The sequence below is a fragment of the Stutzerimonas chloritidismutans genome, assembly GCF_020783375.1.
Classification (GTDB): domain Bacteria; phylum Pseudomonadota; class Gammaproteobacteria; order Pseudomonadales; family Pseudomonadaceae; genus Stutzerimonas; species Stutzerimonas kunmingensis.
Genome location: NZ_CP086067.1, coordinates 2978450 through 3001167 on the forward strand (window position 1 = coordinate 2978450; position 22718 = coordinate 3001167).

The 22718-nt window shown below is 60.8% G+C and carries 19 protein-coding genes; all 19 read right to left on the reverse strand.

The genetic code is table 11. From position 1 onward, the window contains the following. Positions 1-13: 13 nt before the first annotated feature. Positions 14-730 carry a 2-C-methyl-D-erythritol 4-phosphate cytidylyltransferase gene (gene ispD / locus LLJ08_RS13765; RefSeq protein ID WP_090518987.1) on the reverse strand — a complete coding sequence of 239 codons (717 nt, stop codon included), beginning with the start codon at positions 728-730 and terminating at the stop codon, positions 14-16. Beyond that, positions 727-1005: a cell division protein FtsB gene (gene ftsB / locus LLJ08_RS13770; RefSeq protein WP_014819920.1), complete on the reverse strand. Its 279-nt coding sequence runs from the start codon at positions 1003-1005 to the stop codon at positions 727-729. The genes ispD and ftsB overlap by 4 nt, the downstream gene beginning before the upstream one ends. A 142-nt stretch (positions 1006-1147) precedes the next feature. Next, on the reverse strand, positions 1148-2437 hold the full coding sequence (gene eno, locus LLJ08_RS13775) for a phosphopyruvate hydratase (RefSeq protein WP_014819919.1): 1290 nt from the start codon (positions 2435-2437) through the stop codon (positions 1148-1150). Positions 2438-2470: 33 nt separating this feature from the next. Further along, a complete protein-coding gene (gene kdsA / locus LLJ08_RS13780; protein ID WP_042925650.1) occupies positions 2471-3316 on the reverse strand; it encodes a 3-deoxy-8-phosphooctulonate synthase in 846 nt (281 codons plus the stop codon). Next, complete coding sequence (locus tag LLJ08_RS13785; RefSeq protein WP_228207282.1) at positions 3313-4944, reverse strand: CTP synthase; 1632 nt, start codon at positions 4942-4944, stop codon at positions 3313-3315. Before LLJ08_RS13785 ends, kdsA begins: the two co-directional genes overlap by 4 nt. A gap of 168 nt (positions 4945-5112) precedes the next feature. Then, positions 5113-6402, reverse strand: a complete 1290-nt coding sequence (gene tilS, locus LLJ08_RS13790) for a tRNA lysidine(34) synthetase TilS (protein WP_228207283.1) — start codon at positions 6400-6402, stop codon at positions 5113-5115. Between the two features lie 144 nt (positions 6403-6546). Beyond that, positions 6547-7497 carry an acetyl-CoA carboxylase carboxyltransferase subunit alpha gene (locus tag LLJ08_RS13795; RefSeq protein ID WP_125897187.1) on the reverse strand — a complete coding sequence of 317 codons (951 nt, stop codon included), beginning with the start codon at positions 7495-7497 and terminating at the stop codon, positions 6547-6549. 182 nt (positions 7498-7679) lie between these two features. After that, positions 7680-11201, reverse strand: a complete 3522-nt coding sequence (gene dnaE / locus LLJ08_RS13800; protein WP_228207284.1) for a DNA polymerase III subunit alpha — start codon at positions 11199-11201, stop codon at positions 7680-7682. 155 nt (positions 11202-11356) lie between these two features. Continuing rightward, entirely contained in the window at positions 11357-11995 is a 639-nt protein-coding gene (gene rnhB / locus LLJ08_RS13805) for a ribonuclease HII (RefSeq protein WP_041013556.1), read from the reverse strand. Next, complete coding sequence (gene lpxB / locus LLJ08_RS13810) at positions 11995-13128, reverse strand: lipid-A-disaccharide synthase (protein ID WP_228208945.1); 1134 nt, start codon at positions 13126-13128, stop codon at positions 11995-11997. Before lpxB ends, rnhB begins: the two co-directional genes overlap by 1 nt. A gap of 1 nt (position 13129) precedes the next feature. Next, complete coding sequence (gene lpxA, locus LLJ08_RS13815; protein ID WP_228207285.1) at positions 13130-13906, reverse strand: acyl-ACP--UDP-N-acetylglucosamine O-acyltransferase; 777 nt, start codon at positions 13904-13906, stop codon at positions 13130-13132. Further along, the gene (fabZ, locus tag LLJ08_RS13820; RefSeq protein WP_003299359.1) at positions 13903-14343 is read right to left on the reverse strand and encodes a 3-hydroxyacyl-ACP dehydratase FabZ; all 441 of its coding nucleotides are present in this window, start codon (positions 14341-14343) and stop codon (positions 13903-13905) included. Before fabZ ends, lpxA begins: the two co-directional genes overlap by 4 nt. A gap of 103 nt (positions 14344-14446) precedes the next feature. Then, positions 14447-15505 carry a UDP-3-O-(3-hydroxymyristoyl)glucosamine N-acyltransferase gene (lpxD, locus tag LLJ08_RS13825; RefSeq protein WP_090518994.1) on the reverse strand — a complete coding sequence of 353 codons (1059 nt, stop codon included), beginning with the start codon at positions 15503-15505 and terminating at the stop codon, positions 14447-14449. A 1-nt stretch (position 15506) separates the two neighbouring features. Beyond that, positions 15507-16010, reverse strand: coding sequence for an OmpH/Skp family outer membrane protein (locus LLJ08_RS13830; protein ID WP_003295019.1), 504 nt, complete (start codon positions 16008-16010; stop codon positions 15507-15509). 48 nt (positions 16011-16058) lie between these two features. Beyond that, positions 16059-18410 carry an outer membrane protein assembly factor BamA gene (gene bamA, locus LLJ08_RS13835; protein ID WP_228207286.1) on the reverse strand — a complete coding sequence of 784 codons (2352 nt, stop codon included), beginning with the start codon at positions 18408-18410 and terminating at the stop codon, positions 16059-16061. A 69-nt stretch (positions 18411-18479) separates the two neighbouring features. Then, a complete protein-coding gene (rseP, locus tag LLJ08_RS13840) occupies positions 18480-19832 on the reverse strand; it encodes an RIP metalloprotease RseP (RefSeq protein WP_041013553.1) in 1353 nt (450 codons plus the stop codon). Between the two features lie 59 nt (positions 19833-19891). Further along, positions 19892-21082 (reverse strand): 1-deoxy-D-xylulose-5-phosphate reductoisomerase, encoded by a 1191-nt coding sequence (gene ispC / locus LLJ08_RS13845; protein ID WP_228207287.1) that lies wholly within the window; start codon positions 21080-21082, stop codon positions 19892-19894. Further along, a complete protein-coding gene (locus LLJ08_RS13850; RefSeq protein ID WP_228207288.1) occupies positions 21079-21894 on the reverse strand; it encodes a phosphatidate cytidylyltransferase in 816 nt (271 codons plus the stop codon). The genes ispC and LLJ08_RS13850 overlap by 4 nt, the downstream gene beginning before the upstream one ends. Continuing rightward, on the reverse strand, positions 21888-22649 hold the full coding sequence (uppS, locus tag LLJ08_RS13855; protein ID WP_014819906.1) for a polyprenyl diphosphate synthase: 762 nt from the start codon (positions 22647-22649) through the stop codon (positions 21888-21890). Before uppS ends, LLJ08_RS13850 begins: the two co-directional genes overlap by 7 nt. Positions 22650-22718 lie beyond the last annotated feature (69 nt).

The following is a 22718-nucleotide window of genomic DNA, read 5'->3' on the forward strand; positions in this document are numbered from 1 at the left end:
CCCCTGCCCGTTCTCAAGACTCGCGGTCTGTCTTCCAGCGCTGCGCCAGCCACTCCAGATCTTCGGGCCGGGTGACCTTCAGGTTGTCCGCCCGCCCTTCTACCACCCTAGGCGAGTGACCTGCCCACTCCAGTGCCGACGCCTCGTCGGTAACCTGCATACGGGACGCGAGTGCAGCTTCGAGCGCGTCGCACAACATGCCCAGGCGGAACATCTGCGGAGTGAAAGCCTGCCAGATGACGCTGCGGTCCACCGTCTCCACCACACGCCCATCCGGACCTACGCGCTTGAGGGTGTCCCGCGCCGGAACAGCCAGCAGACCACCGACCGGATCATCGGCCAACTCGGCCAGCAACCTGTCCAGATCCTCACGCGCCAGATTGGGACGGGCCGCGTCGTGCACTAGCACCCAGTCATGCTCATTCGCGCCCAGTTCATCGAGGCGCTGCAGCCCACTGAGTACCGAATCGCAACGTTCACGACCGCCCGGCGCAAGCTGCACGCGAGTATCGCGAGCACAGGGCAGCGCCGGCCAGTAGGGATCGTCGGGCGCAATGCAAACCACCAAACCAGCAAGTGCCGGGTGGTCCAGAAAACAATCGAGGGTGTGTTCGATGATGCTGCGCTCACCCAGCAACAGATACTGCTTGGGACGATCTGCGCGCATACGACTGCCGACGCCGGCAGCCGGGATGACGACCCAGAAGGCAGGCTGATCGCGCGGGCTCATTCGATCAGCTGATAGAGGGTTTCGCCCTCTTTGACCATGCCGAGTTCCTGGCGGGCCCGCTCTTCGACGGTCTCCATGCCCTGCTTGAGCTCCAGAACCTCCGCCTCGAGGATTCGATTGCGCTCAAGGAGCCGCTCGTTCTCACCCTGCTGTTCAGCGATCTGCTTGTTCAGGCCATTGACCTGAGCCAGGCTGCCCTCGCCCACCCAGAGACGGTACTGCAGACCACCCAGCAGCAGTATCAGTACGACGAACAACCAGTAGGGGCGACGCATAGAAGGCATGAAACGACTTCAGCTGAAATTCGGGTATTGGCAAACAGCGACGGCTCTGGAGGCACGAAGAGTTTGCACGCGGGCACGGAGCGATTGAAACAAAAAAGGGCGACTTGCGCCGCCCTTTTTTAAGTACCGCGGATCAGCCGCGGAATTCGGCGCGACCCTTGTACGGTGCCTTGCCGGCCAGCTGCTCTTCGATACGCAGCAGCTGGTTGTACTTGGACACGCGGTCCGAACGGCACAGCGAACCGGTCTTGATCTGACCAGCGGCAGTACCCACGGCCAGGTCGGCGATGGTGCTGTCCTCGGTCTCACCGGAACGGTGCGAAATCACCGCGGTATAACCAGCAGCCTTGGCCATCTGAATGGCTTCCAGAGTCTCGGTCAGCGAGCCGATCTGGTTGAACTTGATCAGGATCGAGTTACCGATCTTCTCGTCGATGCCGCGCTTGAGGATCTTGGTGTTGGTCACGAACAGGTCGTCACCGACCAGTTGCACCTTGTCGCCGATCTTGTCGGTCAGCACCTTCCAACCGGCCCAATCGGATTCGTCCATGCCATCTTCGATGGAGATGATCGGATAGCGCTGGCTCAGACCGGCCAGGTAGTCGGCGAATCCGGCAGCGTCGAACACCTTGCCTTCGCCGGCCAGGTCGTACTTGCCGTCCTTGAAGAACTCGGAGGAAGCGCAGTCCAGAGCCAGTGTGACGTCATCACCCAGCGTGTAGCCGGCGTTGGCGACGGCTTCGGCGATTGCGGCCAGGGCGTCTTCATTGGACGCCAGGTTCGGCGCGAAGCCCCCCTCGTCACCCACGGAGGTGCTCAGGCCACGGGCCTTCAGCACAGCCTTCAGGTGGTGGAAGATCTCGGCGCCCATGCGCAGCGCGTCGGCGAAGGTCTTGGCGCCGACCGGCTGGACCATGAATTCCTGGATGTCGACGTTGTTGTCTGCATGCTCGCCGCCGTTGATGATGTTCATCATCGGTACCGGCATGGAGTAGACGCCCGGGGTGCCGTTCAGATCGGCAATGTGCGCGTACAGCGGCACGCCCTTGGCCTGAGCAGCAGCCTTGGCGGCAGCCAGCGACACGGCAAGGATGGCGTTGGCCCCCAGCTTGCCTTTGTTCTCGGTACCGTCGAGCTCGATCATCGCCTGGTCCAGCGCTTTCTGATCGAGCGGGTCCTTGCCCAACAGCAGGTCACGGATCGGGCCATTTACGTTGGCTACGGCGGTCAGTACGCCCTTGCCCAGGTAACGACTCTTGTCGCCATCACGCAGTTCCAAAGCCTCGCGGGAACCGGTGGATGCACCAGACGGCGCGCAGGCGCTGCCGATGATGCCGTTGTCCAGGATCACGTCGGCTTCCACTGTGGGGTTGCCACGGGAATCGAGAACTTCACGCCCCTTGATGTCGACGATCTTTGCCATTGTTGTTAACACTCCGTAGATAGCTGCAAGGCTTCAAGCAGTTTCGATTGGCGGGAAATTCTTGACGAGATCATCCAGCTGCTTGAGCTGGGTAAGGAAAGGCTCGAGCTTGTTCAGGCGCAGCGCGCACGGGCCGTCGCATTTGGCGTTGTCCGGATCGGGGTGCGCTTCGAGGAACAGCCCAGCCAGGCCCTGGGACAGGCCGGCCTTGGCCAGATCGGTGACCTGGGCACGACGACCACCCGCCGAATCGGCGCGACCGCCTGGCATCTGCAGGGCGTGGGTGACATCGAAGAACACCGGGTATTCGAACTGCTTCATGATGCCGAAGCCGAGCATGTCGACTACGAGATTGTTGTAGCCGAAGGAGGAGCCGCGCTCGCAGAGGATCAGCTGATCGTTGCCGGCTTCCTCGCATTTGCGCAGGATGTGCTTCATCTCCTGCGGCGCGAGGAACTGCGCCTTCTTGATGTTGATCACCGCGCCGGTCTTGGCCATCGCCACGACCAGATCGGTCTGCCGGGAGAGGAAAGCCGGCAGCTGGATGATGTCGCAGACGTCCGCGACGGGCTGCGCCTGCCAGGGCTCGTGCACATCGGTGATGACAGGCACGCCGAAGGTCTTCTTAACTTCCTCGAAGATCTTCATCCCTTCTTCCAGGCCCGGACCGCGGAACGAGGTGATCGAGGAGCGATTGGCCTTGTCGAAGCTGGCCTTAAACACGTAGGGGATGCCGAGCTTCTCGGTCACCCGCACGTACTCTTCGCAGGCCTGCATGGCCAAGTCGCGGGATTCCAGCACGTTGATGCCGCCGAACAGCACGAACGGCTTGTCGTTGGCGATCTCGATGTTGCCTACGCGGATGGTCTTCTGGCTCATGCCTTCTTCGCCTTGTATTCCAGCGCTGCCTTGACGAAACCGCTGAACAGCGGATGGCCGTCACGCGGCGTGGAGGTGAATTCAGGGTGGAACTGGCAAGCAACGAACCAGGGATGATCCGGAGCCTCGACCACTTCCACCAGCGCGCCGTCGCCGGAACGCCCGGTAATCTTCAGGCCCGCTGCCTGCAATTGCGGCAGCAGGTTGTTGTTCACTTCGTAACGATGGCGATGGCGCTCGACGATGCGCTCCTGGCCGTAGCACTCGAATACGTTGGAGCCGGCTTCGAGGCCGCACTCCTGCGCGCCAAGGCGCATGGTGCCACCCAGATCAGAGTTATCGCTGCGGGTTTCAACCGCGCCACTGGCGTCTTCCCATTCGGTGATCAGACCAACCACCGGGTGACCACTGTCCTTGTCGAACTCGGTGGAGTTGGCATCGGACCAGCCCAGCACGTCACGAGCGAACTCGATGACCGCGACCTGCATACCCAGGCAGATGCCCAGATACGGGATCTTGTTCTCACGGGCATAACGTACCGTAGCGATCTTGCCCTCGACGCCGCGCAGGCCGAAACCGCCCGGCACGAGAATGGCGTCGACACCTTCCAGCAGGCTGGTGCCCTGATTCTCGATCTCTTCGGAGTCGATATAACGCAGGTTCACTTTGGTACGGCTCTGGATGCCAGCGTGGCTCATCGCCTCGATCAGAGATTTGTAGGCGTCCAGAAGTTCCATGTACTTACCGACCATGGCGATGGTGACTTCCTTCTCCGGGTGCAGCTTGGCATCGACGACACGATCCCATTCGGAGAGATCGGCACCACGACACTCCAGGCCAAAGCGCTCGACCACGTAGTCATCGAGGCCCTGGGCATGCAGGATGCCTGGAATCTTGTAGATCGTATCGGCGTCCGGAAGGCTGATCACCGCGCGCTCTTCGACGTTGGTGAACAGCGCAATCTTACGCCGCGAGGAAACGTCGATGGCACGATCGGAGCGGCAGACCAGTACGTCAGGCTGCAGGCCGATGGAGCGCAGCTCCTTCACCGAATGCTGCGTGGGCTTGGTCTTGGTTTCGCCGGCAGTGGCGATGTAGGGCACCAGCGTCAGGTGCATCAGCATGGCGCGCTTGGCGCCCACTTCGACGCGCAACTGGCGAATCGCCTCAAGGAACGGCTGCGACTCGATGTCCCCGACGGTGCCGCCGACTTCAACCAGGGCAACGTCGGCATCGCCGGCGCCCTTGATGATGCGACGCTTGATCTCGTCGGTGATGTGCGGAATGACCTGAATGGTCGCACCCAGGTAATCACCCCGGCGCTCTCGGCGCAGCACGTCTTCGTATACGCGACCGGTGGTGAAGTTGTTGTTCTGGGTCATGCGGGTGCGGATGAACCGCTCGTAGTGCCCCAGATCGAGATCGGTCTCGGCGCCGTCGTGGGTGACGAACACCTCGCCGTGCTGGAACGGGCTCATGGTGCCCGGATCGACGTTGATGTAAGGGTCAAGCTTGAGCATCGTGACCTTCAGGCCCCGCGCCTCCAGGATGGCCGCCAATGAAGCCGAGGCGATGCCTTTCCCCAATGAAGAAACAACACCACCCGTGACGAAGATGTAGCGCGTCATGAAAAACCCTAGAAGTCTGCGTTAAGCGGCCGGCGCCGCCGGGGGAAAGCGAAGATGCCATTGCTCGCGAGCGGCAATAGCGCAACTGCCACGGATTCGAAGAAACCGCAGAAGCTGTATTGAGACGGGAGCGTAGTCTACCGGAAAGGCCTTATCAGCTCAAACCACTTAGAAGTCCGGCACGCACCAATACAGGGCGAACCGCCCGTTAGCCAGGAGTGGCAGATTGGCTACGCCGATCAGTTCATCATTGCAGTAAAGCAATGGCAGACGACTGCGCGCAAAATGGGGAACGCCAGCCTCGTTAAGCAGACGTTTCAGGTCGCGCCGGCCGCGGCCAGGCACGAGAAGCGCCTCGCCACCGTGCCGATAGCGGACCTGGAGTTTACCGGCAGGTGGCTCACCCTCCCCTCGAAGCATGCCATTGCCTGGGAGATCCAGGGCTGTGGACGGATCCGACCAGTCGATCGGCTCGACAACCGGCTCAAGCCAGCTATCGGGCAGCCACCAGACCCGCTCGCCAGTGCGCTGCAGCTCGCCCCCTGCCAAGCACCATCGCGGCGTGGCATCCGGCCGGGCATTCAGCAGCGACGCCCAGCCGGCCCAGTGATCCTCATCCGGCGCCAGCGTGAAGCTCGCCAGCCAATGACGTAGCGCGTTGCGCTGACGCACCGGCGTCAATGCTCGCAACGGCGGTAGCGCAAGGCTGGGCAGGCGCAGCCACTCAAAAGCGCTGGCCATGTTCGCAATGAGCAGATCCTGTTGCGCCAGCTCGTCCAGCAGTTGCTGCGCTTCAGTCATATGAGCCGCTGCTCGAGCCATACTCGAAGCCGCCTGCGGCCAGCGCCGCTTTAAAAGCGGCATGACCTCGCGGCGCAGAAAATTGCGCGAATAGTTGTGATCCTGATTGCTCGGATCCTCGACCCAGCGTAATGCGTTGCGCCGGGCGTACGCCTCGAGTTCGATGCGCGATACGCCGAGAAGCGGTCTCACCAGTCTGCCCAGACCTAGCGACCGCTCCACCGGCATCGCTGCCAGACCGCGCACGCCAGCCCCACGAAGCAGACGAAACAGCACAGTTTCGGCCTGATCGTCACGGTGTTGACCTGTCAGGAGCAGCTCGCCCTCCCTCAGGCATTCGGAGAACGCTTCATAGCGAGCCTCGCGCGCCGCACGCTCCAGGCTTGCGCCAGGCACGACCTTCACGCGGACCATTTGCAAAGGAACTCCTAAACCGTCGCAGATCGCCTGGCAATGCGCCGGCCAGCCCTCACCAGCGGCTTGCAGACCATGATGCACATGGATCGCGCGAATCGCAGGCAACTCATGCTGTCCAGCGAGCCGTACCAGCAAATGCAACAGGACGGTCGAATCAAGACCACCAGACAACGCGACCCACCACGTCGGTGAACCACGCCAAGGTGCGAGAGCTGAAAGCAGGAGGGAGTCGAGGGACATACGAGCGCTTCGATGACCGGCGTTGACGGCAAGCATAAAGCCCGGCGGCAGAAGCAGCGATAGGACGTTGGGGGCGATCAACCCACTGGCTTTCGCGTCTCGATTTCGAACGGCGAAATCGAGACGCGGATCAGGCGTGACGGATCAGGCGATACCGTAGCTCATCAGGCGCTCATAGCGGCGCGCGAGCAGCGCATCGGTATCCAGCGACTTGAGCATATGCAGCTGGCTGTTCAGCTGCTCACGCATGGCCGCAGCCATGACGGCAGGATTGCGGTGGGCGCCGCCCAGAGGCTCCGGGATCACCTTGTCGACGATGCCCAGGTCCTTGAGACGCTCAGCCGTCACACCCATGGCCTCGGCCGCTTCAGGTGCCTTCTCGGCGGTGCGCCAGAGAATCGAGGCGCAGCCTTCCGGCGAAATCACCGCGTAGGTGGAATACTGCAGCATGTTCAGCTGGTCGCAGACGCCAATAGCCAGGGCTCCGCCAGAACCGCCCTCACCGATCACGGTGGCAATGATCGGCGTCTTCAGACGTGCCATGACGCGCAGGTTCCAGGCAATGGCCTCGCTCTGGTTGCGCTCTTCGGCATCGATACCCGGATAGGCGCCCGGGGTGTCGATGAAGGTCAGGATCGGCATCTTGAAGCGCTCGGCCATCTCCATCAGACGGCACGCCTTTCGGTAACCCTCGGGGCGCGGCATGCCGAAGTTACGGCGTACCTTCTCGCGCACCTCACGGCCCTTCTGATGACCGATGATCATCACCGGCTGTCCGTCCAGACGCGCAGTACCGCCCACGATAGCGGCGTCATCGGAGAAGTGGCGATCACCGTGCAGCTCTTCGAACTCGCTGAACAGGTGATTGATGTAGTCGAGGGTGTAGGGGCGCTGCGGGTGGCGAGCCAGGCGGGCGATCTGCCAGCTGGTCAGATTGCCGAAGATGCTTTCGGTGAGCGATTCGCTCTTGTCCTGCAGGCGGGCAATCTCATCGCCGATGTTCAGCGAGTTGTCGTTACCAACCAGGCGCAATTCTTCGATCTTGGCTTGCAGGTCGGCGATCGGCTGTTCGAAATCCAGGAAATTCGGGTTCATAGGCATCCGTCATGCGTCGACGGCCAGGCGGCCGGGAGGCTGTTCCGTTTTTTGCGCCTTACCTTACGGGACAGGCGCATTCAGGTCGAACAAAAATTGTTCTGAACCATGACCCGGTCATCACCGGGCCGTTCGGGTCGGACCCGGAAAGCGCCATCGGCGACCTTCCGGGCCGCGGCCCTCTATCGGTATTGCAGGAAGACGTTGTCGCGTCCGAACTGGTCACGCAATGCCTGAATCAAGTTGTCGGCCGGGTCGATCCGCCAGGCTTCACCGAACTGCAGCAGGGCACGCGCGTCACGACCGGTGTACTCCAGCGTAATCGGGCAGGCCCCGCGATGACGGCCACAGACCTCAGCCAGCCAACGCATGCGCTCACCCTTGAGCGCTTCACCAGCGACCTTGACCCGTAGACTTTCGGCGAGCCCGGTGCGCGCCTCTTCCAGGCTCATCACCCGCTTGGCGCGCAGCCGCAGGCCACCGGAAAAGTCATCGTTGCTTACCTCGCCCTCCACCACGACCAGCGCATCGGTTTGCAACAACGCCTGAGCAGTATTGAAAGCCTCGGCGAACAGTGACGCCTCGATGCGCCCCGAGCGGTCATCCAGGGTGATGAAACCCATCTTGTCGCCCTTCTTGTTCTTCATTACCCGCAGATTGACGATCAGGCCGGCAATGGTCTGCTCGCCACGCGCCGGACGTAGATCGACGATGCGCTGGCGTGCGAAGCGGCGCACCTCGCCCTCGTATTCATCGATCGGGTGACCAGTGAGATAGAGGCCTAGGGTGTCCTTTTCACCTTTCAGACGCTCCTTCAGAGACAGCTCGCGCGCCTTGCGGTGGTTGGCGTAGACGTCAGCTTCGGGCTCGGCGAACAAGCCGCCAAACAGGTCCATGTGGCCGCTCTCAGCGCTGCGCGCCGTCTGCTCCGCGGCCTGCACCGCTTCTTCCATCGCCGCCAGCAAAACCGCCCGATTGCGGTCGATGTTGGCCTGATAGGCCTTGACCTCTTCGAAGAAATACGGACCTAGACGATCCAGCGCACCGGAGCGAATCAGCGCCTCAAGGGTACGCTTGTTGATCCGTTTCAGGTCGATCCGCGCGCAGAAGTCGAACAGGTCCTTGAATGACCCACCTTCGGCACGACATTCAGCGATGGCCTCGACCGGCCCCTCGCCCACGCCCTTGACTGCACCTAGGCCATAGACGATACGGCCGTCATCGTTGACGGTGAACTTGAACTCGGAAATGTTCACATCGGGCGGGTCGATGCGCAGCTTCATGCTGCGGCATTCCTCGATAAGGATCACCACCTTGTCGGTATTGTGCATATCCGCCGAGAGCACGGCAGCCATGAACGGCGACGGGTAGTGCGCCTTGAGCCAGGCCGTCTGGTAGGAAACCAGACCGTAGGCCGCCGAGTGCGACTTGTTGAAACCGTAACCGGCGAACTTCTCTACCAGGTCGAAGATGTTGCCTGAGAGTTCTTTATCGATGCCATTGTTGGAACAGCCTTCGATGAAACCACCGCGCTGCTTGGCCATCTCCTCGGGCTTCTTCTTGCCCATGGCGCGGCGCAGCATGTCCGCACCACCCAGCGTATAGCCGGCCATGACCTGTGCGATCTGCATCACCTGTTCCTGGTACAGGATGATGCCGTAGGTGGGCTTGAGCACTGGCTCCAGCCCGGCGTACTGGTAGTCCGGGTGTGGATAGGAGACTTCGGCACGCCCGTGCTTGCGGTTGATGAAGTCGTCCACCATGCCCGATTGCAACGGACCGGGACGGAACAGCGCCACCAGTGCGATCAGGTCTTCCAGGCAGTCGGGCTTGAGCTTTTTGATCAACTCCTTCATACCGCGGGATTCGAGCTGGAAAACCGCGGTGGTCTCGGCCTTCTGCAGCAACTGGTAGGTTGGCTTGTCATCCAGCGGGATGAAGTCGATGTTGATCGGCTCCAGGCCCTTCTTGGCCTGTTCGCGGTTGATGGTTTCCAGCGCCCACTTGATGATGGTCAGCGTCCGCAGGCCGAGGAAGTCGAACTTCACCAGACCGGCCTGCTCGACGTCGTCCTTGTCGAACTGGGTCACCAGGCCGCCACCCTCCTCGTCGCAAGCGATCGGCGCGAAGTCGGTGAGCTTGGTTGGCGCGATCACCACACCACCGGCGTGCTTACCGGTACCGCGAGTAATACCTTCGAGCTTGAGCGCCATCTCCCAGATTTCCCGGGCGTCCTCGTCAACGGCGAGGAAGTCGCGCAGCGGCTCCTCCATTTCGTAGGCCTTTTCCAGCGTCATGCCGACTTCGAAGGGAATCATCTTCGACAACCGATCAGCCAGGCCGTAGGACTTGCCCTGCACCCGCGCCACGTCGCGCACCACGGCCTTGGCCGCCATGGTGCCGAAGGTGATGATCTGGCTGACCGCATTACGGCCATATGCCTCGGCCACGTAATCGATGACCCGGTCGCGACCATCCATGCAAAAGTCGACGTCGAAGTCGGGCATGGAAATACGTTCGGGGTTGAGGAAGCGCTCGAACAGGAGGTCATAGGCCAGCGGATCGAGGTCGGTGATCTTCAGCACGTAGGCGACCAGTGAGCCGGCACCCGAGCCACGGCCTGGGCCGACCGGTACGCCGTTGTTCTTCGCCCACTTGATGAAGTCCATAACGATCAGGAAGTAACCGGGGAAGCCCATCTGGATGATGGTGCCCAGCTCGAACTCTAGGCGATCGATGTAGACCTGCTTCTTCGCCTCGTAGTCAGGAGTGTCCTTGGGTAGCAGCACCTCAAGGCGTTCTTCCAGCCCTTCGAACGACACCTGACGCAGGTAGTCGTCGATGGTCATGCCCTCGGGCACGGGGAAGTTCGGCAGGAAGTAGGTACCCAACTGCACTTCGATGTTGCAGCGCTTGGCGATCTCGACGGTGTTTTCCAGCGCCTCGGGGAGGTCGCTGAACAGCTCGGCCATCTCTGCCGGAGTCTTCAGATACTGCTGATCAGAGTAGGTACGCGGCCGCCGCGGATCGTCCAGTGTTCGGCCTTCACCGATGCATACGCGGGTCTCGTGGGCCTCGAAGTCTTCCTGCTTGAGGAAACGCACGTCGTTCGTCGCGACCAGCGGCGTACCGCTGCGCTCGGCGAGCGCGACTGCAGCGTGCAGATACTCTTCGTCATTGACCCGGCTGGTGCGCTGAACTTCCAGGTAGAAGCGATCGGCAAACACATCGCGCCATTCAGCCAGACGCGATTCGGCCAGTGGTTCGTCGCCATTGAGCAGCGCCTGGCCGACCTCTCCCTCCCTGGCGCCAGACAAGGCGATCACACCTTCGGCGGCCTGCTTGACCCAGTCGCGCTCGATGATCACCAGATCGTTGCGCTGGCCTTCGGTCCAGCCGCGAGAGATCAACTCGGTGAGATTGCGATACCCCTTGGGATTCATCGCCAGCAAGGTCAAGCGGCTGAGAGGACCGTCCTCGTCACAACCAGCCATCCAGATATCGGCACCGCAAATCGGCTTTATGCCGGCGCCCTGCGCGGCTTTATAGAACTTGACCAGCGAGCACATATTGCTCATGTCGGTCACCGCCACTGCCGGCATGCCACCTGCCGCGACCGCCTTGATCAGCGGCTTGACCCGAACCAGCCCATCGACCAGCGAGTACTCGGTATGCAGACGTAGATGGACGAAGGAAACAGGCATGAACAGACCTTGAGCTGGCAGAACGACAAGGGCGGGATTGTACCGGAAAGCACGGACGGGCTGGCGACCGCGCTAGCGGTAGCCGGCACGGCAAAAGGGTGTTCGGCGGCCCAGGACCTCATGAAGCACCTGGCTGGCCCGCGTACAGTTACCAGCTAGACCAGCAGCACGCTGGCCGGGATGTCAGTCTCGACAACTGCCTGCTCAAGCAGCGTACGCACTGGGGCGAAAGAGCGCCGATGAATGGGCGTTGGTCCTAGCCGACGAAGCGCCTCCAGATGGCTTGGAGTCGGATAACCCTTGTGCCCGGCCAGCCCATAACCCGGATAGCAGAGATCCAGGGCCTGCATTTCGCGGTCACGACTGACCTTGGCCAGGATGGATGCCGCAGCGATAGCCGGCACCTGACCGTCGCCCTGGATCACCGGTGCGCTGGGCACGTTCAGCTGAGGGCAGCGATTGCCATCGATGAGTGCCAGCCGCGGCGTGACACTCAGTCCATCAACCGCACGCTGCATGGCGAGCATCGTGGCGTGAAGGATATTCAGCTGATCGATCTCTTCGACCTCCGCTCGGGCAATGCACCACGCCACCGCCTTTTCGCAGATCTCGTCGAACAACGCTTCACGACGGGCTTCGCTCAGCTTTTTCGAGTCGTTGAGGCCTTCGATCGGACGCGCCGGATCGAGGATCACTGCGGCGGTCACTACAGGACCACACAGCGGCCCGCGCCCGACCTCGTCGACGCCGGCAACCAGCTCTTCGACCAGATTGAAATCGAGTCCGAACTGCATCAACGAACGCCAACCAGGCGCAACACGGCATCGGCGGCCTGACTCGACGCATCGCAACGCAGGGTGCGATGAATACTGTCGAAGCCTTCGGTCTGCACGTCACCATCGTCCAGCAGTGGCGACAGAGACTGCGCAAGCGCTTCGGGGGTAGCGGCGTCCTGCAGCAACTCGGGAACCAGCAGACGCTGGGCCAGCAGGTTGGGAAGCGCAACATAGGGGCTCTTCACCAGCCGCCGGAGGATGCGGTAAGTCATTGGCGCTACGCTGTAGGCCACCACCATAGGACGTTTGAACAACAGCGCCTCAAGCGTTGCCGTACCGGAAGCAATCAACACGGCGTTGCAGGCGGCCAATGCCTCATGGGACCGGCCATCGAGCAGGGTCAGCGGCAAATCACGAGTAACCAGCATCTGCTCAAGCTGCAGCCGCCGCTCGGGGCTGGCGCAAGGCATGACAAAACGAATCCCGGGACGCATGGCGCGCAACCGCTCGGCAGCGGAAAGGAACAGCCCCCCCAGTCGAGCGACTTCGCCGCCCCTGCTACCGGGCATCAGCGCGACGACCAGGCCATCCGCTGGCAATCCGAGCGCTTGCCGCGCCGCGGCACGATCGGCGCAAAGCGGAATGGCATCAGCCAGGGGATGACCGACGAAGCGAACAGGTACCTGGTGCTCGTCGTAGAACCTGGCCTCGAACGGAAACAGCGTGAGCATCAGATCGCAGGCGTCACGGATCTTCAGTACCCGCTTCTGACGCCAGGCCCAGACCGACGGACTGACGTAGTGCACGGTCTTGATTCCGGCGCGGCGCAGCTTGAGCTCAAGCCCGAGATTGAAGTCCGGTGCGTCGATGCCGATGAATACATCCGGCCGCTGCTGGATCAGCGTGTCCACCAGGCGTTTGCGGCGGGCCAGCAGCTCCGGCAAACGACCGAGCACTTCGACCAGGCCCATCACTGCCAGACGCTCGAGCGGAAAGTACGACTGCAACCCTTCGGCCTGCATGCGCGAGCCGCCGACCCCGATGAATTCGACATTCGCGTGCTGAGCCTTCAGCGCCTGCATCAGGCCCGCACCAAGGATGTCACCGGAGGACTCCCCGGCTACCAAGGCAACCCTGAGCGGCCGGTTCATCTCAGCGGGTGATGCCACGAGTTGAAGCCTGGATCGAGTCGCGGAAGATCGCAACCTCGGGGAATTCCGCTGCACTTTCGGCCAGCTCGGTGAGTGCGGCCTCCACGGTCAACCCCTTGCGGTAGACGACCTTGTAAGCGTTGCGCAGGGCGTGAACGGCTTCGGCGCTGAAGCCACGACGACGCATGCCCTCGAAGTTCATGCTGCGCGCCTCAGCCGGATTGCCGAACACGGTGACAAACGCCGGTACATCCTTGCCGATTGCCGTGCCCATGCCGGAAAAACTATGGGCGCCGATATGGCAGAACTGATGCACCAGGGTGTAACCGGAGAGAATGGCCCAGTCGCCCACATGGACGTGACCGGCCAGCGCGGTGTTGTTGACCAGAATGCAATGATTGGCGATCACGCTGTCGTGGCCGATGTGAGCATAAGCCATGATCAGGTTGTGATCACCGAGGGTGGTTTCGGAGCGATCCTGCACGGTGCCGCGATGGATGGTGACACCCTCGCGAATCACGTTGTGATCGCCAATCACCAGGCGCGTCGGCTCACCCTTGTACTTCAGATCCGGCGTATCTTCGCCAACCGAGGAGAACTGATAGATGCGATTGTGCCGACCGATACGGGTCGGCCCTTTGATGACCACATGCGACGCGATCACCGTACCCTCGCCAATTTCGACGTCCGGACCAATGATCGACCATGGGCCGACCTGGACGTCATCCGCCAAGCGAGCCGCAGGGTCGATGATGGCGCGAGGGTCGATCAAACTCATATCTTCTGTTCCGCGCAGATGATTTCTGCCGAGCAGACCGGCTTGCCCTCGACGCTGGCACGACAATCGAACTTCCAGATGCCGCGTTTGGCGCTGATGAAGGAAGCTTCCAGGACCAGCTGATCGCCCGGAACCACCGGCTGACGGAAGCGCAGCTTGTCAGAGCCGACGAAATAGTAAAGCGTGCCATCGGCTGGCTTGACGCCCATCATCTTGAAACCAAGCAGACCGGCCGCCTGCGCCATGGCTTCGATGATCAGCACGCCTGGCATGATCGGATGCTGTGGAAAATGCCCATTGAAGAACGGTTCGTTGATGGTCACGTTCTTGTAGGCACGAACGCGCTTGGCCTCGACGTCCATCTCCGTCACACGGTCCACCAGCAGGAACGGGTAGCGGTGAGGCAAATATTCGCGAATCTCGTTGATATCCATCATGTCAGGAAAGAGCCTGTAAAAAAGTATAGGGCCGCCTGCGCTGAAAGCCCGCGCGAGCACTGACAGGCATTAACCCCGAAAAAAACCGGATCAGACGGTAAGCTCAGGCATCAGAAGCCGGATTCTGACCCTGAGTCACGGTAGCCAGGCTTTTCTCCAGCTGTTGCAGCCGGCGAGCCATGTCATCCAACTGACGAATACGCGCCGCACTCTTTCTCCAATCGGCAGCATTCTGCATCGCCGTGCCCGAGGAGTAGCTTCCGGGTTCCGTGATCGAGCGCGTGACCATCGTCATACCCGTCACGAACACGTTGTCGCACACTTCGATGTGCCCAACCATGCCGACGCCACCGGCGATCATGCAATTGCGTCCGATCTTGGTGCTACCGGAGATGCCGGCACAGCCAGCCATCGCCGTGTTGTCACCAATCTGCACGTTGTGCGCGATCATGATCTGATTATCTAGCTTCACGCCGTTGCCAATCAGCGTATCGGAAAGGGCGCCGCGGTCGATGGTGGTATTCGAGCCAATCTCCACATCATCCCCGATACGCACACCGCCGATTTGAGCGATCTTCTGCCAGGCACCTTTTTCCTTGGCGAAGCCGAACCCCTCACCACCGATCACGGCACCGGACTGGATCACCACGCGCTTACCGATCTGCACGTCGTGATAAAGCGTGACTCGCGGTGCGAGTCGCCCGCCAGCGCCGATTCGGCTACGGGCGCCGACGAATGACTGCGCACCGATCACCACATCCGCCTCGATGGTTGCGCCGGACTCGATCACCACATAGGGACCAATGCTGGCCGACGAATCTACATAAGCATCGGCAGCGACCACCGCCGTCGGGTGAATGCCGCTATTCGCTACCGGTCGAGTCTCGAACAGGTGCGACGCGCGCGCATAAGCCAGATAGGGGTCGCTAACCACAATTGCCGCGCCTTCGTAGCCTTCGGCATCAGCGGGAGCCAACAACACCGCGGCGGCCTGGGTGGTCGACAGGTACTTGCGATACTGAGCATTGGCAAGGAAGCTCAAATGCGCCGGGCCCGCCTCCTGCAGGGTAGCGAGCCCGCTAATCGTCTGGTCAGCATCGCCGCGCAGGGTGCCACCCAGTTCCTCGGCCAGCTGGCCGAGTGTATAGACTGCGCCTGCCATATCAGCGCAGCTGATTCATGCGCTCGATGACCTGGCGGGTGATATCGAACTGCGGTTTGACATCCACCACGGCACCACGCTCGAACACCAGGTCGTAGTTGCCCTTCTTGATGACTTCTTCGACAGCCTGATCAAGCTTCGGCTTGAGCTGCTTGAGCATGTCCCGATCCGCCACAGCCTTTGCCTCGTTCAATTCCTTGGACTGGAACTGGAAGTCACGGGCCTTTTGCTTGAATTCGAGCTCCAGACGTTCACGCTCGGCCTGCTGCATCTTGTCGCCGTCCTTTACCAGGCGATCCTGAATACGCTTGGCGTCGCTTTCGAGGGTTTTCAGCTTGCTCAGTTGGGGGCCGAACTTCTTCTCCGCGTCGACCGCGTAACGTTTGGCCGCATCCGACTCAAGCAGCGCCATCTGATAGTTCATGACGGCGATCTTCATTTCGGCAAATGCTGGGGTCGCTACCAGCGCGGCAACGACGAGAAACAGTTGAGTCAACTTACGCACGGTAAACACCACTCCTGAAAGAAAGCACTGAGGCATCACGCCGCAATGTTAGAACGTTTGTCCCAGCGAGAACTGGAATACCTGAGTATCGGCCTCGTCCGGCTTGACCACCGGCATAGCCAGACTGAAGCTCAGCGGGCCCATTGCGGTAATCCAGGTCAGACCGACACCCACCGAGCTGGCCATATCGCCGAAGTCGATATCGCTGCAATTACTCGACTCTGTTGGGCAATTGGTGTTGTACACATTACCTACGTCCCAGAACACCGAGGTACGCAGCGAGCGCTGATCCTTGACGAACGGCATGGGGAACAGCACTTCCAAGCCCCCCTGGATGAGTACGTTACCACCGAACGGCAGAGGATCCTGATCCGGGTCGGCGATGGTGCCTGGGCGCGACCCGTCACTCGGCGTGCTACGAGGGCCGAGGCTGCTATCCTCGAAGCCGCGTACCGAATTGAAGCCGCCGGCATAGTAATGCTCGTAGAACGGCAGGCTCGAGGTCGAGCCATAGGCGTCCCCGTAACCCAGGCGCGTATGCATGCGCAGGGTGTAATCCTTGCTCATCGGTACGAACAGCTGGCCGTTGTAGTCGAGTTTGTAGAAAGACAGGTCGCTACCCGGAATAGTACTTTCGAACACCAGGCTCTGCGAATGGCCGCGAGTGGCGAGCACGCCGCGATTGAGGGTCGACTCGGACCAACCTGCAGATGCCTTGAAGTTGAGGAAGCTGTCGCCCTCTTCTTCCATGAACTTGAAGATCTCGTCCACGGTATAGCGGCCGGTATCCAATTCATCCTGCTGCATAGTGAGACCGAACGACAGTCGAGACGTCTCGCTGATCGGGTAGCCGATGTTGATGCCACCACCAAGGCTATCCACCGAATAACTGGAAACGTCGTAATCGAGCTCGTCGTAATCGGTGGTGCGATAGAAGGCGTTATACCCCAGGCTGACGCCGTCCTCGGTCCAGTAGGGATCGACGAAGCCAAAGTTATAGCGCGTCTGGTATTCGCTGCGAGTCAAGCCCAGGGAGACCCGGTTACCGGTACCGAGGAAGTTGTTCTGGCTGATGGAGCCACCCAGAATCAGGCCTGCGTTCTGCGCAAAACCGATGCTGGCCATAATCGAACCGGACGGTTGCTCCTCGACGCTGTAGTTGACGTCGATCTGATCATCCGTACCTGGAACCTGCGGCGTTTCTACGTTCACTTCCTTGAAGAAGCCCAGGCGCTCGAGACGAGTCTTGGATTGGTCGATCAAATAGGTCGACGCCCAACCACCTTCCATCTGGCGCATCTCGCGACGCAGCACTTCATCTTCGGTCTTGGTATTCCCGCGGAAATTGACGCGATTGACGTACGCACGCTTACCCGGATCGACGACGAACGTGATCGACACCGTATTGTCTTCGTCGTGAGCTTCAGGAACACCGTTGACGTTGGCAAAGGTATAGCCTTCGTTACCCAAGCGCCGGGTAATCAGCTCGGAGGTGGTAGTCATCACCTTGCGCGAGAACACCTGACCTTCTTTTGCCAGCAACAGCGCCTCGATCTCTTCCTGCGGAACCTTGAGATCACCGCTCAGCTTGACGTCGCGCACGGTATAGCGCTCGCCTTCGTCGATGTTCACGGTGACATAGACGTGCTTCTTGTCTGGCGTTATGGATACCTGGGTCGAGGTGATATCCATGTTGATGTAACCGCGATCCAGGTAATACGAGCGCAGGCGTTCCAGGTCACCGGAGAGCTTTTCACGCGCGTACTTGTCGTCGTTGCGGAAGAACGACAGCCAGTTTGTGGTCTTCAGCTCGAACAGATCCACCAGATCTTCGTCCGCGAAGACAGAATTGCCCACGATATTGACGTGCTTGATCGCCGCCACCGAGCCTTCGTTGATCTTGATCTTCAACGCCACCCGATTACGCGGCTGCGAAATGACCTCGGTTTCGATGGTCGCCGAATAGCGCCCCTGGGCAACGTACTGGCGCTGCAGTTCATTACGTACACCCTCGAGCGTGGCCTGCTGAAAGATTTCCCCTTCGGCCAGACCGGACTGCTGCAAACCTGACAGCAGATCTTCGGTCTTGATCGCCTTGTTGCCTTCGATCTCGATGCCGGAAATGGATGGTCGCTCGACTACGCTGATGACCAGCACATCGCCATCCCGCCCCAGCTGAATATCCTGAAAGAAACCGGTTCGAAAGAGCGCACGAGTGGCATCGACGAGGCGATTGTCATCGGCAGGCTCACCCACGTTCAAAGGCAGAGCGCCGAATACGCTGCCGGCGGAAACCCGCTGCAGGCCATTGACCCGGATATCGGAAATAGTGAAGGACTCAGCGTGAACTTCGGCGATCATCAATGCGGAGATAACCGCAGGTAGCAGCAGACGTTTCATGAAGTCCTTTCTTATTCAAACCTGATAAATGAACCGGCGATTCGGCATGGCGACACTACGGATTCGGCATTACAGACGGCCAAGGTCATTGACCAGTGCAAGCAGCATCACCCCAACCACCAGGCTGATGCCGATCTGTACTCCCCATCCCTGTACCCGCTCCGACAGAGGACGTCCGCGGACCCACTCGACGAGATAGAAGAGCAGATGGCCGCCATCGAGCACCGGGATAGGCAATAGATTGAGAACCCCCAGACTAATGCTCAGATAGGCGAGGAAATTGAGGAAATCCCCCAGCCCCGACTGGGCAGAAGCGCCCGCCACTTTAGCAATGGTTATCGGACCGCTCAAGTTTTTTACCGAGAGCTCCCCGAAGAGCATTTTCTTCAGCGAATCGAGGGTCAGCAGGCTCATGGTCCAGGTGCGCCTTACGCCTTCGACCACCGCTTCAAGAGGCCCGAAGCTGACTTCGCGCAGCATTTCCGCTGGCCATTCACCACCTTCGACACCCGCCCCCAGATAACCGCGGCGCGCATCGCCTTCGCCACGCGCGGCCAGCGTCAACGACACATCGATTCGCTCACCGGCGCGCTCCACCTGCAGCGATACCGGCTCACCGGGCAGTACCTTGACTGCGTCGATCACCTGCTGCCAATCGTCCAGTGGCTGCTGATCCATACTCAACAGGCGGTCGCCGAGACGAATACCTGCGGCCTGGGCCGGGCCTTCAGGATCCAACTGAGCGACCACTGGGACAATCTGAGGGCGCCAGGGTCTGATTCCGAGCGAGGTGATCGGGTCCGGCTCCTCCACGCCTTTCAGCCAATTTTGCAACGGGATCTGCAAGTGCTGCTCGCCAGAACCGCCAAGCTCTCGCACCGTCATATCGAGCTGACCGCTCTCGCCCAGGCGCCGTACCAACTGTAGATTGACGTCGGACCAGCCACTGACTGGCTTGCCATTGACCGCAACGATCTCCTGATCGACCGCCATCCCCGCCTGAGCAGCGAGACTGCCTGGCGCGACAGCACCGACAACAGGCCGCACCTGTTCGCTGCCAAGCATCGCCAGCAGCCAGAAGAACACCATAGCTAACAGGAAATTGGCCAACGGCCCGGCGGATACGATAGCGAAGCGCTGGCGGACGCTCTTGCGATTGAATGCACTGTCGAGCAAAGCGGGAGGCACGTCGCCCTCACGTTCGTCGAGCATCTTGACGTAACCGCCAAGCGGTATCGCAGCGATGACGAACTCGGTGCCCTGCCGGTCATGCCAGCGAAGCAGCGGACTACCGAAGCCAACGGAGAATCGCAGCACCTTCACGCCACAGCGACGGGCAACCCAGAAATGACCGAATTCGTGAAAGGTCACCAACACCCCGAGCGCAACGAGGGTACCGATGATCATGTAGAGCGCGCCCATATTTTCCTCCGGGAGTGGGTCTGTTGACGTTTCGCTGCAAGCCGCGAGGCCGGCAGACCCTATCGCCCGCGGCAGCTCAACCAGTGGTCGGCAGTTTCACGAGCCTGGTTGTCAGCTGCCAGTACATCTTCAAGGCAGACAGTCGGAACCGATGCCTCTCGATTCAACACGTCGTCGATGATACTCGCGATCTCGGTGAAGCGGATGCGTCGATTGAGAAAGGCGTCAACCGCCACTTCGTTCGCGGCATTGAGCATCGCCGGCGCCGTACCACCGGTCTCCGCGGCCAGGCGAGCAAGCCGCAGACAAGGGAAGCGCAGGTTGTCCGGCGCCTGGAAATCCAGTCGCCCAACCTGCAACAGATCCAGCGCAGACACACCGGAATCGATTCGCTCCGGCCATGCCAGCGCATGCGCAATCGGCGTACGCATATCGGGATTGCCGAGTTGCGCGAGCACCGAACCATCCACGTAGTCCACCATAGAGTGGATAACGCTTTGCGGGTGAATCACCACCTCGACCTGATCTGGTCGCGCGCTGAACAACCAACAGGCCTCGATCAGCTCAAGCCCCTTGTTCATCATGCTGGCCGAATCCACGGAAATCTTGCGCCCCATCGACCAGTTGGGATGCGCACAGGCCTGCTCCGGCGATACATCCGCCAGATGCTGCGGCGCAATATCTCGAAACGGCCCGCCAGAAGCGGTGAGCAATATCCGCCGCACACCGACAGCACCAAGCCCACGGGCATAATCGGATGGCAAGCATTGAAAAATCGCGTTGTGTTCGCTATCGATCGGCAGCAACACCGCATCGCTATCGTGCAGTGCCTGCATGAACAACGCGCCGGACATTACCAGCGCTTCCTTGTTCGCCAGCAACACTCGCTTGCCTGCCTGCACGGCGGCGAGAGTCGGCTTCAGCCCAGCGGCACCGACGATTGCAGCCATCACGACATCGACCTCGGGATGGCCCGCCACCTCGCTCAGACCGCCCTCGCCGCTCAGCACTCGAGTGGCAACGCCATCGGACTGCAACTGCCCCTGCAGCACGCCGGCTTGCTCTTCATCACCGACCACTGCGTAGCTCGGACGATGCTTGAGGCAGAGCGAACGCAGGTCGGCGAGCCGGCTGAAGCCGGTCAGCGCAAATACGCTATAGCGATCGGGATGACGAGCGATGACATCCAATGTGCTAAGTCCGATCGAACCGGTCGCCCCCAGCACGGTTATCTGTAGAGGTCGCGTCACAGCACGCCCCAGCCAGCAAGCCAAAGAAGCACCGCAAAGATCGGAATGGCCGCGGTAAGACTGTCTATGCGATCCATTACACCGCCGTGCCCGGGCAGCAGCTGACTGCTGTCCTTGATGCCCGAGCTACGCTTGAACATGCTCTCGGTGAGGTCACCGATCACCGAGATCAACACCACCACCGCCGCACCCAGCAGCGCTAGCACCAGCTCTCGCACCGACCAGCCGCGGTAAATGCCAACCGCCAGCGTGATCAGCAGACTGGTCAACAGGCCACCTATCAGCCCCTCCCAGCTCTTGCCAGGACTGACCTGCGGTGCAAGCTTGCGCTTGCCGAACGTCCTGCCGGAGAAATACGCCCCGATATCCGCAGCCCAGACCAGAATCATCACGGCAAGGATCAACCAGTTACCCAATGGCCATTGCTTGAGCACGACCAGCGCCTGCCACGACGGAAGCAGAATCGCCAGACCGATCACCAGACTGCCAGCGGAGCCACCCCAGAGACGACTGCTCTGCGGATAGGTCAACACCAGATAGGTTGCTGCCAGCCACCAGAGCACGGCGAGCGCCAACAGCCAGGGGGCCAGTGCCGGAAGTTGATACAGCACGGCAAGCAGCACCACGACCAGCGCCGCATAAGCGACTCTCACCGGCTGGCCCGCGAATCCAGCCAACCGGGCCCATTCCCAGGCACCTAGCGCAACGACCAGCCCAATGAAGATGGCGAAAGCGAGCCCATGAAGGAGAAAGAACCCAATGATCGCGACGGGCAGAAGGATGGCGGCGGTGATGATGCGCTGCTTCAGCATTCGGCCTTGACCTCGCTTTCGACCTGTTCGCCCGTTTTGCCAAATCGCCGCTGTCGAGTGGCGAAATCGGCGAGCGCCTTGCGCATGGCAACGTGCTTGAAGTCGGGCCAATAAAGATCGGAAAAATACAGTTCCGCATAGGCGAGCTGCCAAAGCAGGAAATTGCTGATGCGCCGCTCACCGCCGGTGCGAATGCACAGATCGGGCAACGGCATGTCGCCGGTCGCCAGATAGCTCTGAAACAGAGCAGGCGTAATTTCCGCCGGATTCAGACGCCCGGACTGCGCCTCGGCAGCCAAGTGCTGAGCCGCCTGAAGAATGTCCCACTGCCCACCGTAATTGGCGGCAACCTGGAGGACGAAACGATGATTGGCGGAAGTCATCTCTTCCACCTCCAGCATCGCGGCCTGCAATTCGGGATGGAAACGGGCACGATCCCCGATGATGCGCAGGCGAATGCCGTTCTCATCGAGCTTGCGCGCCTCACGCCGCAACGCCGACAGGAACAGTTCCATCAGCGCCCCGACTTCATCTGCCGGGCGCTGCCAGTTCTCGCTGGAGAACGCAAACAGTGTCAGCACCTCGACGCCGGAATCGGCGCAGACCTCAATCACGGCGCGAACCGCGTCGACACCGGCTTTATGCCCGGCCACACCGGGCAGCAAACGCCTCTTCGCCCAGCGATTGTTGCCATCCATGATGATCGCCACGTGACGGGGTACATTCCGCCCGGCGATCTGCCTGACCTTTTCCATGAACAACTCTACTTGCGCTAAAACACGCTGCGAACCAAAAGAAAAAGCTGCAAGCAACAGCTCTGGGGC

Coding starts and splice junctions, on each gene's coding strand:
- ispD (WP_090518987.1), bottom strand. CDS start 730: ATGAGCCCGCGCGATCAGCCTGCCTTCTGGGTCGTCATCCCGGCTGCC.
- ftsB (WP_014819920.1), bottom strand. CDS start 1,005: ATGCGTCGCCCCTACTGGTTGTTCGTCGTACTGATACTGCTGCTGGGT.
- eno (WP_014819919.1), bottom strand. CDS start 2,437: ATGGCAAAGATCGTCGACATCAAGGGGCGTGAAGTTCTCGATTCCCGT.
- kdsA (WP_042925650.1), bottom strand. CDS start 3,316: ATGAGCCAGAAGACCATCCGCGTAGGCAACATCGAGATCGCCAACGAC.
- LLJ08_RS13785 (WP_228207282.1), bottom strand. CDS start 4,944: ATGACGCGCTACATCTTCGTCACGGGTGGTGTTGTTTCTTCATTGGGG.
- tilS (WP_228207283.1), bottom strand. CDS start 6,402: ATGTCCCTCGACTCCCTCCTGCTTTCAGCTCTCGCACCTTGGCGTGGT.
- LLJ08_RS13795 (WP_125897187.1), bottom strand. CDS start 7,497: ATGAACCCGAATTTCCTGGATTTCGAACAGCCGATCGCCGACCTGCAA.
- dnaE (WP_228207284.1), bottom strand. CDS start 11,201: ATGCCTGTTTCCTTCGTCCATCTACGTCTGCATACCGAGTACTCGCTG.
- rnhB (WP_041013556.1), bottom strand. CDS start 11,995: ATGCAGTTCGGACTCGATTTCAATCTGGTCGAAGAGCTGGTTGCCGGC.
- lpxB (WP_228208945.1), bottom strand. CDS start 13,128: ATGAACCGGCCGCTCAGGGTTGCCTTGGTAGCCGGGGAGTCCTCCGGT.
- lpxA (WP_228207285.1), bottom strand. CDS start 13,906: ATGAGTTTGATCGACCCTCGCGCCATCATCGACCCTGCGGCTCGCTTG.
- fabZ (WP_003299359.1), bottom strand. CDS start 14,343: ATGATGGATATCAACGAGATTCGCGAATATTTGCCTCACCGCTACCCG.
- lpxD (WP_090518994.1), bottom strand. CDS start 15,505: ATGGCAGGCGCAGTCTATACACTCGGCCAGCTGGCCGAGGAACTGGGT.
- bamA (WP_228207286.1), bottom strand. CDS start 18,410: ATGAAACGTCTGCTGCTACCTGCGGTTATCTCCGCATTGATGATCGCC.
- rseP (WP_041013553.1), bottom strand. CDS start 19,832: ATGGGCGCGCTCTACATGATCATCGGTACCCTCGTTGCGCTCGGGGTG.
- LLJ08_RS13850 (WP_228207288.1), bottom strand. CDS start 21,894: ATGCTGAAGCAGCGCATCATCACCGCCGCCATCCTTCTGCCCGTCGCG.
- uppS (WP_014819906.1), bottom strand. CDS start 22,649: ATGGAAAAGGTCAGGCAGATCGCCGGGCGGAATGTACCCCGTCACGTG.